General features: G+C 28.2%; 20 protein-coding genes. 3 read left to right on the forward strand and 17 right to left on the reverse strand.

Features of this window, described 5'->3' with window-relative positions:
• Positions 1 to 400: 400 nt before the first annotated feature.
• The 14 genes from V6137_RS18200 to V6137_RS18265 all read right to left on the reverse strand — a co-directional run bounded on the left by V6137_RS18200 (position 401) and on the right by V6137_RS18265 (position 11383).
• Complete coding sequence (locus V6137_RS18200) at positions 401 to 865, reverse strand: chemotaxis protein CheX (RefSeq protein ID WP_425449400.1); 465 nt, start codon at positions 863 to 865, stop codon at positions 401 to 403.
• Positions 856 to 1719 carry a response regulator gene (locus V6137_RS18205; protein ID WP_425449401.1) on the reverse strand — a complete coding sequence of 288 codons (864 nt, stop codon included), beginning with the start codon at positions 1717 to 1719 and terminating at the stop codon, positions 856 to 858. The genes V6137_RS18200 and V6137_RS18205 overlap by 10 nt, the downstream gene beginning before the upstream one ends.
• 301 nt (positions 1720 to 2020) lie before the next feature.
• Positions 2021 to 2554, reverse strand: a complete 534-nt coding sequence (locus V6137_RS18210) for a hypothetical protein (protein WP_425449402.1) — start codon at positions 2552 to 2554, stop codon at positions 2021 to 2023.
• 339 nt (positions 2555 to 2893) lie between these two features.
• Positions 2894 to 4108 (reverse strand): MFS transporter, encoded by a 1215-nt coding sequence (locus V6137_RS18215; protein WP_425449403.1) that lies wholly within the window; start codon positions 4106 to 4108, stop codon positions 2894 to 2896.
• A gap of 398 nt (positions 4109 to 4506) precedes the next feature.
• The gene (locus V6137_RS18220; protein ID WP_425449404.1) at positions 4507 to 5058 is read right to left on the reverse strand and encodes a GNAT family N-acetyltransferase; all 552 of its coding nucleotides are present in this window, start codon (positions 5056 to 5058) and stop codon (positions 4507 to 4509) included.
• 42 nt (positions 5059 to 5100) lie between these two features.
• Positions 5101 to 5667: a hypothetical protein gene (locus tag V6137_RS18225; protein WP_425449405.1), complete on the reverse strand. Its 567-nt coding sequence runs from the start codon at positions 5665 to 5667 to the stop codon at positions 5101 to 5103.
• Positions 5668 to 5693: 26 nt separating this feature from the next.
• The gene (locus V6137_RS18230; RefSeq protein WP_425449418.1) at positions 5694 to 5951 is read right to left on the reverse strand and encodes a CPBP family glutamic-type intramembrane protease; all 258 of its coding nucleotides are present in this window, start codon (positions 5949 to 5951) and stop codon (positions 5694 to 5696) included.
• Between the two features lie 99 nt (positions 5952 to 6050).
• On the reverse strand, positions 6051 to 6989 hold the full coding sequence (locus V6137_RS18235; RefSeq protein WP_425449406.1) for a phosphotransferase enzyme family protein: 939 nt from the start codon (positions 6987 to 6989) through the stop codon (positions 6051 to 6053).
• Positions 6990 to 7026: 37 nt separating this feature from the next.
• Complete coding sequence (locus V6137_RS18240) at positions 7027 to 7764, reverse strand: class I SAM-dependent methyltransferase (RefSeq protein ID WP_425449407.1); 738 nt, start codon at positions 7762 to 7764, stop codon at positions 7027 to 7029.
• Positions 7765 to 7830: 66 nt separating this feature from the next.
• Entirely contained in the window at positions 7831 to 8442 is a 612-nt protein-coding gene (locus V6137_RS18245) for a hypothetical protein (RefSeq protein WP_425449408.1), read from the reverse strand.
• 16 nt (positions 8443 to 8458) lie between these two features.
• Positions 8459 to 9184 carry a nucleotidyltransferase domain-containing protein gene (locus V6137_RS18250; protein ID WP_425449409.1) on the reverse strand — a complete coding sequence of 242 codons (726 nt, stop codon included), beginning with the start codon at positions 9182 to 9184 and terminating at the stop codon, positions 8459 to 8461.
• A 17-nt stretch (positions 9185 to 9201) separates the two neighbouring features.
• Positions 9202 to 10029 carry an MBL fold metallo-hydrolase gene (locus V6137_RS18255; protein ID WP_425449410.1) on the reverse strand — a complete coding sequence of 276 codons (828 nt, stop codon included), beginning with the start codon at positions 10027 to 10029 and terminating at the stop codon, positions 9202 to 9204.
• Positions 10030 to 10373: 344 nt separating this feature from the next.
• Entirely contained in the window at positions 10374 to 10958 is a 585-nt protein-coding gene (locus V6137_RS18260) for a hypothetical protein (protein ID WP_425449411.1), read from the reverse strand.
• Between the two features lie 2 nt (positions 10959 to 10960).
• Positions 10961 to 11383, reverse strand: a complete 423-nt coding sequence (locus tag V6137_RS18265; RefSeq protein ID WP_425449412.1) for a hypothetical protein — start codon at positions 11381 to 11383, stop codon at positions 10961 to 10963.
• Between the two features lie 265 nt (positions 11384 to 11648).
• On the opposite strand from V6137_RS18265, the gene V6137_RS18270 reads away from it, so the two are divergent.
• The 3 genes from V6137_RS18270 to V6137_RS18280 are packed head-to-tail and all read left to right on the forward strand — an operon-like array spanning position 11649 to position 13668.
• Positions 11649 to 12416 carry a LytR/AlgR family response regulator transcription factor gene (locus V6137_RS18270; RefSeq protein WP_425449413.1) on the forward strand — a complete coding sequence of 256 codons (768 nt, stop codon included), beginning with the start codon at positions 11649 to 11651 and terminating at the stop codon, positions 12414 to 12416.
• Positions 12410 to 13309: a hypothetical protein gene (locus tag V6137_RS18275; RefSeq protein WP_425449414.1), complete on the forward strand. Its 900-nt coding sequence runs from the start codon at positions 12410 to 12412 to the stop codon at positions 13307 to 13309. Before V6137_RS18270 ends, V6137_RS18275 begins: the two co-directional genes overlap by 7 nt.
• A 35-nt stretch (positions 13310 to 13344) precedes the next feature.
• On the forward strand, positions 13345 to 13668 hold the full coding sequence (locus V6137_RS18280; RefSeq protein ID WP_483863910.1) for a sensor histidine kinase: 324 nt from the start codon (positions 13345 to 13347) through the stop codon (positions 13666 to 13668).
• A gap of 41 nt (positions 13669 to 13709) precedes the next feature.
• Here the strand turns inward: V6137_RS18280 and V6137_RS18285 are convergent, their stop codons facing one another.
• From V6137_RS18285 to V6137_RS18295, 3 genes are all read right to left on the reverse strand, one after another.
• Positions 13710 to 13988, reverse strand: a complete 279-nt coding sequence (locus tag V6137_RS18285; protein WP_425449415.1) for a ribosomal protein L7/L12 — start codon at positions 13986 to 13988, stop codon at positions 13710 to 13712.
• A 247-nt stretch (positions 13989 to 14235) separates the two neighbouring features.
• On the reverse strand, positions 14236 to 15159 hold the full coding sequence (locus V6137_RS18290; protein WP_425449416.1) for a transposase: 924 nt from the start codon (positions 15157 to 15159) through the stop codon (positions 14236 to 14238).
• 159 nt (positions 15160 to 15318) lie between these two features.
• On the reverse strand, positions 15319 to 16050 hold the full coding sequence (locus V6137_RS18295) for a hypothetical protein (RefSeq protein ID WP_425449417.1): 732 nt from the start codon (positions 16048 to 16050) through the stop codon (positions 15319 to 15321).
• Between the last annotated feature and the right edge of the window lie 145 nt (positions 16051 to 16195).

The raw sequence follows: 16195 nt of genomic DNA on the forward strand, positions 1-16195 counted from the left end.
TTATATTTTAAATATCATTTGATTACTGTTTGTCAAGGGCGGCTACGGTGGACTTAGTATAATTCCACTGGTTTATCCCAGTATTATCCATAACATTAGTTTTTCATAGAACTTTTTACATTACCTATCTCAACTGAATATTCTACATATTATCCATAACCAACTTCTATTTTACGTTTTTATTACTACATATCCAGTTTAGCGGTCACCTTACTATTTATATCTATTTTTAATTCATTTAATTATACCATATTATGTCATATATGTCATACATAATTGTTTATTCCATGTCTCAACCAATAATATCTTTTCACAATAAATACCTCCCTATAATATAGAGAGGCATTTATTGTTGTGTAATATTATATTTAGATTATTATATTTGAAATCCATATTATGACTATCTTTTTTCAATAGCTATATTTATTTCAAAGGGAATATCATCAAGTAAAATTTCTATGGCTATAACTTTATTCATATTCATTTTTACTTCAAAATCTTTTCCATACATCAATGCAGGTGTAGAAATATTAGTTTCTATTCCTAACTCTGAAAAGTTAATACTAGCCTTAGCAGTTATCATGTTTGAAACTTCAGAAATAGCACTTTGTGCCATATCATTAAATTCGTCAACTGGCATTCCCATCATCATTTTTGATGCTATTTTCTTAGCACCTTCTAAATCCATACTATATACTACATTTCCTCTTATTTCTCCTACTATCCCTACATTTATCATTACTCCACGACTCTTTAAACTCTTCCCCTTTATATCAACAGACTTCTTTTTAATATCAGAAAATCCAAACTCAGACATTACATTTACTACCCCATCAACAAATGGGTTTAGTAACTTTACATCCATTTTATATCACCCCTTGTAAATCCTATACTAAAGTAAATCTCTCCAAAATCTGTTTCAATTACCGATGATATAGTTTTAATAGATGACTTTGAAATTTTTAAGGATTCACCGTGGAATATTGTGGGTGGAGATACACGAAATCCAAAGACTTTATTTTTACGATTTAGCATAGAGCAGGCATTGCCTGCAACCATATTTGCAAATTCACCACTCATGGCTAAATCTTCTTTTTCACCTTTACTTTTTCTTTTTAAAAAAATCTCTGACATTTTTTTTGCTGTATCATAGGATAAATCAATTATCATTCTCCCTGAATATTTTCCAATAATCCCTATCACTACTGAAACACCTCTAGAAACCTGAGCTCCTTCAGACTCCACAATTTCTTTATAGTCTGGTACTGTTCCTGCCAGCCTATTTAAATTATTAGAAAAAGATTCTTTAAACACATCAAAATACATTCCTTCTAATTCTTCAAATAATTCCTCTCTAGCCATTAGTCTTTCAATCACAGTATCCAGTTCTTCTGGATTTACTGGTTTCTGAACATAACCTAATGCGCCAGCTTCTTTTGCCTTATTTACAATTTCATCATCCATCATAGAGCTAACAATAACTACCTTTATATTTTTATCTATTTTATGTATCTCTCTAGTACACTCCAACCCATCAGTTCCAGGTAAAGTCATATCCATAGTTACTAAATCTGGTTTTTCTTTCTTCACCACTTCTATAGTTTCTTCTAAAGAAGTTGCCTCTCCAACTACACCATGACCCTTTTTTTCTAATTCATCCTTAAGAATACTTATTGAAAAAGGGGAGTCATCAACAATAACAATTCTAAATTTACTCATTTTATCTACACCTCCATAGCACTATCTATATAAATATATTAAAAATTTATAGATTTATTTATATCTTAACTATATCATGACTATTATAAAATCTTTCTGTATTATTGATATTTTTCGACATTTTTACACTATATCTTTAATGAAAATTATTTGGAATTATATATTTTTCTTTTAATGCTCTATTTTTATACCCATCAAATTAAAGAAATAAAAGGATTTCCATATATTAAAAATAAATCTCTATTTCATATCAAATAAAAAATAACCCCTTAATATTAAGAGGTTATCTTCTATTACTTCCTTAATAATCTTTTTTTATCCAATTATCACCTTCGGTTTGTTCTACCATTTCCTGAGTACCGTCATTTTTTACTACCTTTACCTGTCTATCCTTTACATCGCTAATAGCATACCAAACCCTTTTCTTATCTTCTACCTTAATTATCGTAGCTGCTTTTTTCCCTACATAAACTTCAGAGACATTACTATCATCTATTGTTCCAAAATAAATATACGGAACTTCATTCATTGACACCCACTTAATGGGACCCTCCCATCTTGTCCCTCTCGTTTTTCTCCAATTCCAATTTCCATTTTCCTTTTCATAATATCCTATAAAAATATTTTCTTGCTGGTTTCTGTTTTCCATAAATATTGCAATAGCATCATTTTCATGTACAATATTAAATTCTTTATGGATAAGTGAATATTCCTCTTCCCCTTTATTTTTTTCTTCCATAGTTTTATGAAAAAAATCATCAAAAGTTTCCTCCCTCGAACAACCAATCAAAAGAGTTATACAAATTAGTAGTAAATAAAAGCTTTGCTTTTTCATTTTCTCCCTCCTTATGACTTCTTAAAGTATTAAATTGTCTTCAAACTAGAACATACCTATTCTTTAAGAATTACCCCTTAACAACTCACTCTTGTTCCCATATTTAATCTTTATTGCATTTTATTCTTTAATGAACTTAATCTAATTACCAATTTATTAGTTGTATAATACTTCCTTTTCTTTTAATATTTTAAATATATGATGACTCAAAACTAATTTTTTGTGTCAAAATAAATCGGACATAATTTGTACCATGAAAATTTAATCATGTCTATTTTTCCCTCCTTTATTGTACCATGTTATACAGCATTTGTCATGTATGTTTAACTATTAAAAATTTTATCCTACTTTATTCTTCTCCTCTTTTAACTCCTTTCCCATGACTAACACATATATATTTATAGCAACTAAAACCGATGCGACAATCGCCAATACAATAAAGGCTGTTTTTAATGAAAACATATCCCCCAATTTTCCTATTAAAGGAAAGATAATGATCATAAATAAACTAAAGACCATACTTGCAAATGATAAAATAGTTGCCCTTCTGTCACTGGGAATTAACTTGTTTATATAATCAGTTATTGCAACATATATTATACCGTCTACTCCAGAGAATATAACAAAAAATACGAAGTGATATTCTGTTAATGCTACTCCCCAAAGACATAGGGCACTTATTATTGGCATAAACATCATTATACCTCTTTCTTTTATTCTTTTCTCTATCTTATATGCTTGAGAAGCTAATACTGCTCCAATTAGTGATGATAGGGCTAGTACTATCCCTATTTTACTTTGAGTATATCCACTACTCTCTAGATAATTTTGAAAGTAAAAGAATAGACTGGTTCCAAATGTAAATATAATTTGGGAAAAGATTATTAAAAAGCCTATTTTTTTATTATTTTTTAAAACATCTACACTTCCCATAACTTGCTTTTTAATAACAGAAAATACATTTCTCGACCCATCATGTTCTGCCTCCATTTTAGGTTCAGTAAAACCGAAACACTGTATAACCGTAACAGTAGCAAAGATAGTCGCCACTATATAAGCATATGTATAACTTTTTGTCGCTAAATAACCCCCTAGTAAGAAACCTATTGTTTTACCACCCTGCATTGCTATTTCTTGAATTCCAACTACCTTCATATAAGTGCCATCTCTATTTAATTCCTTTAAAGAATCATATACTAAAGCTTCTCCTGCTCCCGATTCCAAGTTATAGGATATAGCTGAAAATACAAATGCCAATGCAAATAAATAGAAGTCACTTGAAAGCAATAATATTATTACAGATATCAGTGAAGATACTCTTCCCAATATACGGCTTACTTTTCTTCCCCAAATATCTGCCACTGCCCCAGTTGGCACCTCCATAAGAAAAGATGTTATATGAAATATTCCTTCCACTATTCCCAGTTGAAATAATGACATCCCCTTAATGGCTAAATACACCATCCATGTTCCATGGGTTAGATCTATATTTGATAAAAATATAAAGATATAATTTTTCCATACATTTTGTTTTAATTTGTTTATATATTCCATGATAATTCCTCCTGTATTTTAATAATATAATATCTCTAAAATAATTCCCTCCATCCAAAATGAACATAAAAATCCCTAAGTAAATATTTACTTAGGGATTTTATATCTAAAATTTATATTATTAACTACAAAATTTATGATTTAAAAACTGATTATAAAGTAACCAATGAGTAGTTTACATAATATCAAATTTTAGACCCACTTATCCCGTTGGGTCTAAAACCATGTGAAATAGGACATACTATATGTAAATAGCTTAATATACTAGAACTAGCTATAATACCCATTGTCTTTCTCCTTTTCCTTTTATAATATTAATTATATATTATTTTATATTTATATACAATATAATTTTTATCCTCTTTGTTTCCACCTACACCTTCTGTAATACATCACTATTACTTTTCTTTATAGTCCTTTCTTGTAATTCCATAAATATTACTATCTTGAAAACCGGAGTTACAGAAATAATAATCCTTTGCTTGTCCCTCTAAAACCATTCCCACTTTTTCTAAGACTCTGCCAGAAGCTATATTATTTACTGAATGTGTAGCTTCAATTCTATTAAGTCCTATTTCAGAAAACATATAATCTATCACGGCTTTTACAGCTTCTGTAGTATAACCTTTAGACCAATACCTTTTTCCAAGACAATACCCTAAAGTGGCTTTTCGGTCATAGTCATTTACATTAACAATACTTACAGAACCGATCAGTTCTTCACCTAATTGTATTCCCCATTGGTATGTATAGTCAGACTTATATCCATCAAACACCTCTATAATATACCCCCGAGTAAAATCAACACTTTGATGAGGCGACCAATGCTCGTACTTACAAACTTCAGGGTCACTCATCCATCTATATACCATTTCTGCATCATCGGGAGAAATTTTTCTTAATAATAACCTATCCGTTTTAATACTCTGAGTTCCTTTATGATTTATCATATTATCCTATCCCCTTTACTTTATATCAGTATATTTATCAATCTATATATCAAATTCAAACTTATCTACCTTCCACTTTCCATCAATTTCAGTAAAATATAAGTCTAAAAACGTTGGACTGATAGATTTATCATTTTCATTTACAAAAAATTTCTGTATATGTATTCCATATGTATCATCTTCTAGATATCCATACCCTTGAATAACCATATCTTTATACCTATACTTTGTCTTTCTACTTTTATCATATAAAGGATACTTTATTTCCTCCCCATAATCTTCATATATACCATAAATTATATCCTCTTCTACTACTATTGAAATATTGTCAGATATAACTTCTTTTAACTTTTCAATATCTCCTTGAGTTTGACCTCGCACAAAAGTTAAAGCTTTATTACTTAATATTGGAAATAGCTGCTCCTGTTTTTTTATCTTCTTAATATAAGTATTTTTTTCTTTCAACTCAGATTCTAATACTTTGATCCTTTCTTTCAATTGTTGTACTTCATTATTTTTATTATTATTCATACTTATTGAACCATCCTTAGTTGCACATCCTGATATAAATAAAATACATATAAAGAAAGACAATATAATTTTTTTCATAAGTTATATTTCCCCCTATTTAATATTTATCTGTCAGCAGTTTCTACAGTTTTGTCTTTAAATATATTTCTACTATTCACTAAGGTCAAAAAACCGAAATCATTTAAATTATGTATTATAATTGCTGTCCAAATACTCTTTGTAAAATAAACTGACATAGCACATACCAAGGATAAAATTAATGACCCTATCCATACAAACTTTTCATCCCATGTTTTTATGTGAATTGCTAAGAATATTAGTGACGTTAATAAAATAGCTACAATTGGATTAAATAATTTTATTTATTTGTATGTTGTCATTTACTTCACCCCTCTACAAGTCAAATCCAAACTCTGCTATTTTTATCTTGTTATAGACAAAAACTATATGACAATATATTGTTATATAATTGACAACACATTCTTTCTAATTTGTTCCTTATTTTTGTATAACCATTTCAATACCTTTTGATTATATTTAGCTGCATCTATATTATCTATATTACAACTAAATGCCATAAAAATAATCTGTATAGAAAATAGTATGAATATTATACTTTCTAATTCGTCTTTTGTTAATGAAACTTCTTCATTATATCCCTTTAATAATTCAACTAATCTAGTACACCAATCTAACCTTTTATCTTTTTGTTCAAATTTGCTCACTAATATACTTGATGCGCAATAACAAGGATCAAAAATAGGTACTCCATTTACAACCATTTCAAAATCAAATATTCCAGATAAGATATTATTTTTAAATATCATATTCCCAGGATGGATATCTCTATGTATTAAATGTTTAGGCAATATATTATATAGTTTTCTAAAATTAATATTAAAGAAATCCATGACTTCATTAATAAATTCTAGATCAAAGTACTCTTTATGTTCATTTATTATTTTCTTAGCCCATTTTAGAACTGTATTTAATAAGTCTAAATCAGAATAATCTCCTATTAAACTATAGTTACTTAAGTTCAAATGTAACTTTGCAATACTATTTCCTAAAGCATAAACACCTACTTTTTCTGGATTGCTAAAATAGTCTTTACCAGTAAGCATAGGATAAAGACAATAGTATTTATTATCCTGACAATAATAAACACTATTATTTTTCGTTACAAGAGGTGCAGCCACAGGCATATTACACTCTTTTAAATACCTTAACAATTTACTTTCCTTCATAAGAGAAGTGATGTTTTCCTTTTCTTTTAAGATATAAATTTCTTTATTGTTAGTAAATACTTTTTTTACCCGTCCAGTAAAAGAATCTATCTTTTCAATTGACTTAACTTCACCAATATTCCAATTTTTATTTACAATGGTTTTTAAATTCATGAAATTCCCCCTATTCCAATAAAAACATCTACACAATCTAAATCTTTTTCATTATATAAAACACATATCCATAATACTCTGAATATTTCTTATATAGTTCAATTTCTTCTTCTGTACTATCCATCCTATCATTAGCTTCTTTGTTATTTATATATTTTTTACGCAGTTCATTTATTCTTTTAATCAACGGATTGTAGTAATCTTGCCACCATCCTTTTTCAGGTATAATGAAATGGCCAATAGATTGGTACCCTGACTTTTCAATAACTTTTATATTATCTCCTATACCTTTCATACTAGGATAATTAGATTTCCAAAAGTCTTCAATTTCCTTTGGTCTATCTTCCCTTAGCCATGAAAGCTCTGATACCACTAAATAACCACCAGTTTTTATATGCTTTTTCCATTCTTTTATTCCCTTTTCAAAGCCAATAATATAAATTGCCCCTTCGCTCCATATAACATCAAAAGTATTTTCTTCAAATTCCAATGAAAACATCGACATTTCCTTTGTTTCTACCTTATCAGATAAGTTTTTATCTTTAGCAGCCTTTTTAAGTCTGTTTAAAAAAGACTTATTTATGTCAATTCCGGTTATCTTTCCATTTAGATTTTTAGCAATCTCAATGGTTTGCATTCCGGGACCACATCCTATATCAAGTATGGTTGGATTATTGGGTATATCTTTTAGCATAGATAAAGCTTGTCTTGTAGAATCATTATCTCCTGGCCCTTCCCTTGGTATGTCCTTGTGTATCTCAAAAAATAAATCCATTTATATAACCTCCATTTCTGATAATTGTAATGAACTGTCCCTTTAATTTTATATCTTTATTTACTTTCAATTTATTTTCAGCCATATTAGTAAAATTAAAAACCAACTAGACGTTTCTAAGTTAATAATCAAAGTGTTAATGGAAAGTACCTTTAATATCTTTAGTTCTTTAATTAAACTAGTATCCAATAATTTTAATAAATATATGATAGTAAATAAACTATAAATAATACCTAAAGCTGAAAATATCATTTGGCCATTTAACCAAAATACTATAGTTAAAAATATGGTCCATATCCCTTTAAGAAATCCTGCCAATAGCTCCACTTGACTTCCTAATAGTCCATTTAACATCCACTCATTTTTTTCTCTCCATAGCTCTTTATCATTATTTGATGCCCTTGCTGAATATGATAAATGACTGGCTTGTAATATCATTTTTATAATATAAAGTATTAAAGATACTGTCCCAAGCAGTGCCCCTATAAACAAAAAACTATATGCTTTCAATTCTATATAGACCACTAATGGTACTGGTAACCAACATAAAAACATAAAACACATAAGCAAGTGTAAAAAACCACTTTCATTATTTTTTAGTAGCTTTTGAAATGTTGTGACTATAATAATGAATATCACTAAACCTAATATTCCCATAAAAAAGCTAGTATTAACCATAAAAATCTTCCCTATATCAATCTATCCTCCACTCTTTATTTGCTTCTAGTTTGTATCCTTCAAATAAATATCCTCCTACAGAATTTAGTAGTTCTTCCCCCAATTCTATAACCTTTGAAGAGTCTTCTTTTTTAAATAAAAGATTAAAGCTTTCATTATATTTCGAAGCAAAATCTGGATCATATTTTTTCATAATACGTACAATTGATTTCCCCTTTCCTCGCCAGCATCTCCTTGATCTAAAATATAGTTCTGCTAAATCTTCATATAACCTAACGGCTATAGCTGTCTGCTCATTACGATTTCTACTATCCTTTAAATCGTCAAGTAAATTTGTTATATTGTATCTCATACTATCTATCTTATCAATGTCAGTTTCCTTAGGACCCTTTTTTATATGATCCTTAGCTATCCTTTTTAACTCATTAGATAATTCCGTTTCTGATGGTATAACTACACCCTCGTTTACCATTGATGCCATAACTGGTCTACCATCATTATAATCAATATTGTACATAAAGTATTTTAGTGTTGATATATCATGGGCAAACACCTCTATCATAGTTCCTTCATATATGAATGATTCTCGAAATGCTTTATCTATTTTCTCATATATTACGACTATATCTAAATCTGACGTCTTCGTTCCCTCTCCTCTAACTATTGACCCTGCTAGAATCAGAAACTTTGCGTCACTATATCTTTCTTCATAAACCCTATTGGCTATTTCTATATAATCCATTATTTTCTCTCCTTATTCTACTCATACTCCAATTCCATTCCTACACCAATATGCTGAACATTGGCTACCTTTGACAATTCTATCTTTGCCTTTAATCCTGTACAATGGCAAGGATGCAAAACCTCCGGTGTATTATTTTCCATATATTTTGCTGTTTCCTTTATAATATGTTCTTCAGAATTCATTAAATGAAAACCTCCCACAATATCATAAATCCTTTCATCACCACAGACTTTTTTTGCATATTCAACTATATTACATATACCTGAATGGGAGCATCCTGTGATTATAACTAGGCCCTCTTTCCCTTTGTATGCCAATGCTGTATCATCTAAAGTATAGTCATCTATTACACCTTCTGGAGTTACAACTTGAACCATTGACTCTTTACTTTCAAAGTCATTATTCCTTGGGATTTCTCCTAAATATACTAACCTTTCAGTTAACCATTTAGGCTCTTTAGATAATTGTAGATTAAAATGTATACCTAGTTCTTTATCTGACACCATTGGGTCAAATTTCTTACCCTTAGGACTAATTCTTGGGTAAAAGGCAAAGGGATGGGCTATAGTCTCCGGTGCGTCTTCCTTCTGTAACCCTTTCATTTTGTAATGTCTTATAAGGTAGGGTAATCCCCAAGTATGATCATGATGTCCATGGGATAAAACTAAATAATCAAGTTTTAATAATTCAATATCCATGGCTTTAGCATTTTCTATAAAAAGATCAGAACTTCCCACATCTAATAAAATATTTTTATTATTATCTTCAATAAATAGAGATAATCCCCATTCTCCCCTTAATCCACTTAATGTATTATTATCAACCAGCATCTTGATTTTCAATTACATCACATCCCTTATATAATCTTAGTTACTTACATTCTACACTTTCTAGCCAAATCCTTTATTATATTACTTATTATCTAATAAAGAACTTGCTAAAATCATTTCATTATTCTATTCAAAGTCAATAAGTTTTTATGTTTTAGCATATATAAATTTGCCATTATCAATAAAAAAGAGATATAAATACATTAATGTATTTATATCTCTTTTTTATTTTACAATTACATATTAATGCTAAAGTTGAGCTCTTTATGCCCTCCATTTCCCCTACTTCTAATCACACCTTTATATGCTTTAAATAGATTATAAAAATACTGCTTTGAGTATTCAGGACAGTATTCCTATTTAACACTTTTAGTTCTTAATATTAATCTAAATATAATTTTTGGTATTAAATTATATATAAGAATCCCTACAATTGATATCCCTATTACTATAAGTTTATTATCTAAATCTATTATGTCTGTTTTATCCCCTAAAAGATTAATTATTCCCATTATAACTAATATCCCCAAAACAACGTTAATAAGTTTTATTATTGGATATATCAAGTCCAACAAGGTAGTTTTTTCACTTTTTCCCCTTACTATTTCAACGAAAGGTATAAGTATTGTTAAAATAATACTAGCAATAACTATTTTAGGAAAATACCTTAAAATTAAAATTGCACCTTTAGCTATATCACCAATTAACATAATTGGTATAAGTACTAATATTAATAACCCAAAGCCTAGATATCCATTTCCATTATCAGTGGTATCATTTATAGAGTGATGTATTGTATTTCCATACCTGTCACATTGAATTTTTTCTCCTAATACATTCTTCTTATAATACCTAGTGGATCCATATTCCTTATAAATTTGTTCCCCGGTTACAGATGTATCATCGGTTTTCTCTAAGTTCTGAAATTTCCATTCTCCCATTTTTACTCAACTATCCCTTTCTGTCCCTCTTTAGACTCTGTTCCCTTATATTTATATAGTGTTTTTATAAACTTAAAAAGACCAATAATCCATCCAACAAATATTGCCAATAATAATCCCACAAAGTATAGTCCTATTACAAGACCTGTAATACCAGGATTCCCATGGCTATTAACCTTTACTTTACTTCTACCCACATTACTAATAATCTTTTTAATTGAGCTCCAACCATAATATAAGCCAATAGGATAAAACATAAAGATCACTACTGACCAATCAAAGGACGATTCAGATGATATAAATATTAAACCTCCTGTAACTATACCTATAACTAATAATATAAATCCCTTTACTAACTCTCTTTGGAAACATGTCATAGATTTTCCTATAACTTTTTCAACTATCTTATTAAAAAACTTATCCATAAAATCACTCCTTTAGTATAAATAAAATTATGTCATAATATAAAAACATGTTTTTACTTAATAATTATCCCTATTGACTTACCTAGATCTAAGTACATCACTACCTAATATTATCTACGTTTCACCAATTCTTTTCAATATTTTTGTCCTTAATCCCCTTTTTTTGACCCCGAATCTTCCTTTTGACTCATATTTTGACATAAAATAATTTACCTATAGAAAATTTTATTATAAAATAAACTTAAGTTTATAAAAAATATTGGAGGTGTCTCAAGTCTTTAATATACTAATCATAGAAGATCAAAAAGAACAAAGATTTATTTTAAAGAATATTTTAGGTGCATTGGATGGTGACTACAATATATACTGTGTCTCATCAGTTGAGGAAACCCTAGCTTTAATAAAAAAGAAAAAATTCAATTTATTTTTTATCGATATTGGCCTTCCCGATGGGAGTGGGTTAGATTTAGCTAAAAAAATTAGAAACATGCCTTTATATGAATTAACTTGGATAGTTTTTTTAACAACTTTTAAAGACCATATATTGGATGCATTTAAAGAAACCCATTGTTATGATTATATAATAAAACCCTATAAGAAGGAGCAGATATTAGATATAGCGAAAAAATTAATAAGAAATACTAGTATAAATAATTCTAACTTAGATAATGAAAAATATATTAGTTTTAAATTGAAAAATATAGTATTAAAGATAAGACTCAGTGATATTATTTTTATTGAAGTATATAAGAAAAATTGTAGCATACATACTCATAATCAAATCCATAAGATTAAAAGAACATCTTTAAAAAAGATTTTAAAGATGCTTCCTTATAAAAATTTTATCCAGTGTCATAGGTCCTATGCAATAAACCTAAATCATGTGGATAAGATCCAAAAAAACAATAATACTTGGGATGTTTTTTTCGTTGATTATCCTGAAAAGGCTATATTAGGAGGAACTTATAAAAAAAATGTTATAGATAATTTTCAGAAGTATTTTTCCCATAAGAAAGGAGAATATATATGGTAGGTCCTGAGTGGTTTTTCGTATACTTACTAGAGCTTTCCTGTGTTTTTTTTATTTGGTGTCATATAGGTATCCCTTGGAAAGAAAATAAATTTAAAGTTATCTTTAGTGTCACTATCTGTGCTTTTTTAATGACTCTTGTAGATCACCTAGCTTTTAGAATGCTATTAAGTCATTTAATAAGTGTCTTAATAATCTATATTGTATTTCGTAAAAAGCTTGAAGATATATTAATTGAATTAATTTTCGTTTTTGTATCACTTAGTATTTTGCAAACTCCATTGCTACTTGTTGCTTCTAATTTGAAAGGATTTGACCTTGTTAATCCAAAATTTCAGTTTATAATACATATTTTTTATTTAATTTTCATCGCAACTTTATTTAATTTTATACCAATAAAAAAATATTATAAAATATGCAAAGGATTTTTCAAAAAAATTTATTTTGTAATGTTAAATCTATATGTTCTAATCTACATATATCACTTTATTCTTTTTATGTATGGCTATACTAACTTTTTCTTTTTTATTTCTTTAATAACTTTTTTTGTATTAATAAATATTGCTTTTGTTCAATCCTTATTATCATCTAAAGAAGAAAAGTTGCTAATTGCGTCATATAAAGAACAAAAAAATACTTTTTTACCATTAATAAATGAAATTAAAAGTAAACAACATGATTTTAAAAATCACTTAACCACAATATATGGCCTAAGTCAAAATGAGTCTTCAGAAAGTGTACAAAATTATATAGAAACCCTAGATCACTCACTAAAAGATATAGATTTATTTTTTAATATTAGTAATAAGGTTATAAGTGCAATACTTTATAGCAAGACTAGCGAGGCTAAAAAAATAATATTGATTTTGTTGTTAATATACCGCCCTATGAAATAAATTTTCCATTCAAAGATTATGAGTATGCATCTATTATATCTAATTTACTAGATAATGCCTTTGAATCACCATTTAAGCCTAATCAAAAAACTAAGATGGTAAAACTTATAATTAATGAAGATGAAAATAACTTATATTTAGAAGTGTATAATAATGGGAACCCTATACCCGCAGAAAATTTATCTAAAATATTTAAAAAAGGTTTCTCAACTAAAACCAATAAATCAGACCATGGTTTCGGGTTATATAATGTCAAAAAAATAACCACCAAATATGGTGGCTCAGTGGAATTACTTTATAAAGATGACTTTATTATATTTCGTATTATGTTTAATAAAGATAAAATTTTAAGCCCATAACTATACTTAGTTATGGGCTCTATTTTAATTACATTTGTTTACTAATCATTTAACTCCTTTGCAATTAATTTATCAACATAATCATTAGCCTCCTTTAATCCAGCTCCAGTAATTTTTCTATATCTTTTAACCGCTTCAATTTTCTTGCCTTCTGAAACTAGATCTTTTATTTTATCATCTACTTCGTCAAGTACTCCCATTTGTCTAGCTATCTTATCTAAGGTTATGTTGATTCTTACTAGACTATTTCTTAATTGACTAATAACTAATATTAAGCATGCCAGTATTAATAGTCCTAAACCAATATAAATATATTCCATAATTCCCCTCCTTTATGTTCAATTATTTATAATAAACCGTCCCTAAAGGGACAGTTCATTTTAAAAATTTGTTATTTAAAGGGACAGTTCATTTTAAAAGTTTGTCTTTTATTATTTTTTGCATATATCTCAATCTATATTTTATTTTCTTACTTTTTTTAAACAAAATTTTCATAGCCTGTCCAACTTACCTATTCAATAATAATCATTCTACATATAATTCTTTCGAATTTAAAGTACTATCTTATCACGCTTTCAATCTAATAAATTCATCAATCATCCCCTTATATTCTATCTTAGTATCTAAAATTTCAGATCCCTTACTACATAAAACCGAAACTCTAGATTGACTTATATTACCTACAATCCCGCATATATCTTTAGTTTTAACATCACAGTATCTATTTAATAATAATATAAATATAGCCTTTCCCTCAGTTCCAGCCCTTTTATATCGTTCCATTAACACTCTTTTATCAACGCCTACATAATCACATACAAATTTTTTAACATCTTCTGGATTATAATCCCTCGCTACTATATGTCTCTCACTCCTATAATCAGTTTTTTGGTCCTTAAACTCAATATGTCTTTTAGCCTTTTCATCATTGCTATTTTCAATATATTCTCCCATAAAGTCTCTACATCTCTTCTGGGCCTTTGCAGAATCTTTACTGAAAATTCCCATCATAAAACCCATATCTAATATATAATATTTATTCTCCAGTATGCCCATATACATTCCAAAACTAGAATAGGGATATTTCTCTTCCTTCCCTCCCCATCCCGGTATGTCTTTGGAATTATTGTGTATATATCCAAAGCAAACTTTTAAATACTTCTCCTCCCCTATAATTTCACTTCTAAATCTATCAGCAAATAAATGTCCTTTTCTCTCATATCTTATATTATATCTCTGAGCATATGACTGATTTATTCTCTGCATAAACTTTGATACATCAGAGCCATTGGAATCTATCATGAAATGAGCATGGTCATCCATTAGACAATAGGCGTACACTTTAAAGTCAAATATTTTTTGATATTTCTTTATTATACCTAGATACATATCCTTATCATAGTCTTTTTTAAATAACTTCGAATCTCCAACACTTCTGACCATAATATGATATATAGAGTCGCGACTTTTTCTACGGGCTGTTCGTGGCATAATATCACTCCTTATATTTTATAAGTGATATTATTGACACAAATTTAATTTGTATACTTAATTTATTCTAATGAACTGTCCCTTATTTTCTGACCCTTCCCTTTTCTTAAATTCAAAGTCTTTGTTTTTTCTCTCCTATAGACTTAAACAAAATATAATTTATCTATTTAATTCAGTTCCAAAAAAATTATTTCTATTCAATTTAACTTTATTATTACTATTAACATCTACTAAAATAATCTCTTCAATACTACCTTCTCCACTAATAACGGATGAGTGTATATTTTTACCAACATCATAATTGTCTAAATCAATTTTGAAAGTTTTAGTTTCATTCCCCTTTAATCTGAATATAGCCCGCTCTCCACTCTTTTTATAAACATTTAGTAACATATCTTTTTCACTATCAGGGAATGGACTTACGATAGTTAGATAAAATTTTCTTTCTTCTTTTCCATAATTGGTCATAACAATATTTGCATTAAACTCAGTATATTTCATATCTTCTGATTCAAATGATATTATACTACTTTCAGAATCAAAGCCTATTGATAACAATCCATCTGAATTCCTTTTAATAATTTTAGCTGTAATATTGGTAACTGATGTAAATCCTATTATAAGAACTACAAATATTATCAAAACATTTCGCCCTTTAATTCCCCAACCTCTTATTGCATATTTATTAACTAGAAAAAGACCTAAAACCGTAAGCGGTAAAAAATAGAAAATAGTTAAGTGGGTCCCAATATATTCCCCTGTCCATGATCTCAATCCTATAAATTCTAAAATATAATCACCTAATGCCCGTGTATGTTCTGTAGTAAACATCATAAAAAATGAAGTGGCTAAAAAAAAGATTGATATACTACCTTTAAATCTTTTACTCATATAAATCCCCCTATTAATATAAAGGTTTTGTCAAAAGTTTCATCAAAAAACCTTGACAAAACCTTTATTTTTACAAATTTATATATAAAATACTTGCCACCCCCAAAAATAGGGTACAATTTTATTGACAAGATAAAATTAAGAC

Source organism: Dethiothermospora halolimnae (genome assembly GCF_037577855.1).
GTDB classification, from domain to species: domain Bacteria; phylum Bacillota; class Clostridia; order Tissierellales; family VENL01; genus Dethiothermospora; species Dethiothermospora halolimnae.

What these genes read in the sequence shown, in the direction of transcription:
- V6137_RS18220 (WP_425449404.1), bottom strand. Translation starts at nt 5,058, where the DNA reads ATGATAAATCATAAAGGAACTCAGAGTATTAAAACGGATAGGTTATTA.
- V6137_RS18235 (WP_425449406.1), bottom strand. Translation starts at nt 6,989, where the DNA reads ATGAATTTAAAAACCATTGTAAATAAAAATTGGAATATTGGTGAAGTT.
- V6137_RS18245 (WP_425449408.1), bottom strand. Translation starts at nt 8,442, where the DNA reads ATGGTTAATACTAGCTTTTTTATGGGAATATTAGGTTTAGTGATATTC.
- V6137_RS18250 (WP_425449409.1), bottom strand. Translation starts at nt 9,184, where the DNA reads ATGGATTATATAGAAATAGCCAATAGGGTTTATGAAGAAAGATATAGT.
- V6137_RS18240 (WP_425449407.1), bottom strand. Translation starts at nt 7,764, where the DNA reads ATGGATTTATTTTTTGAGATACACAAGGACATACCAAGGGAAGGGCCA.
- V6137_RS18215 (WP_425449403.1), bottom strand. Translation starts at nt 4,108, where the DNA reads ATGGAATATATAAACAAATTAAAACAAAATGTATGGAAAAATTATATC.
- V6137_RS18225 (WP_425449405.1), bottom strand. Translation starts at nt 5,667, where the DNA reads ATGAAAAAAATTATATTGTCTTTCTTTATATGTATTTTATTTATATCA.
- V6137_RS18200 (WP_425449400.1), bottom strand. Translation starts at nt 865, where the DNA reads ATGGATGTAAAGTTACTAAACCCATTTGTTGATGGGGTAGTAAATGTA.
- V6137_RS18285 (WP_425449415.1), bottom strand. Translation starts at nt 13,988, where the DNA reads ATGGAATATATTTATATTGGTTTAGGACTATTAATACTGGCATGCTTA.
- V6137_RS18265 (WP_425449412.1), bottom strand. Translation starts at nt 11,383, where the DNA reads ATGGATAAGTTTTTTAATAAGATAGTTGAAAAAGTTATAGGAAAATCT.
- V6137_RS18205 (WP_425449401.1), bottom strand. Translation starts at nt 1,719, where the DNA reads ATGAGTAAATTTAGAATTGTTATTGTTGATGACTCCCCTTTTTCAATA.
- V6137_RS18260 (WP_425449411.1), bottom strand. Translation starts at nt 10,958, where the DNA reads ATGGGAGAATGGAAATTTCAGAACTTAGAGAAAACCGATGATACATCT.
- V6137_RS18210 (WP_425449402.1), bottom strand. Translation starts at nt 2,554, where the DNA reads ATGAAAAAGCAAAGCTTTTATTTACTACTAATTTGTATAACTCTTTTG.
- V6137_RS18295 (WP_425449417.1), bottom strand. Translation starts at nt 16,050, where the DNA reads ATGAGTAAAAGATTTAAAGGTAGTATATCAATCTTTTTTTTAGCCACT.
- V6137_RS18275 (WP_425449414.1), top strand. Translation starts at nt 12,410, where the DNA reads ATGGTAGGTCCTGAGTGGTTTTTCGTATACTTACTAGAGCTTTCCTGT.
- V6137_RS18290 (WP_425449416.1), bottom strand. Translation starts at nt 15,159, where the DNA reads ATGCCACGAACAGCCCGTAGAAAAAGTCGCGACTCTATATATCATATT.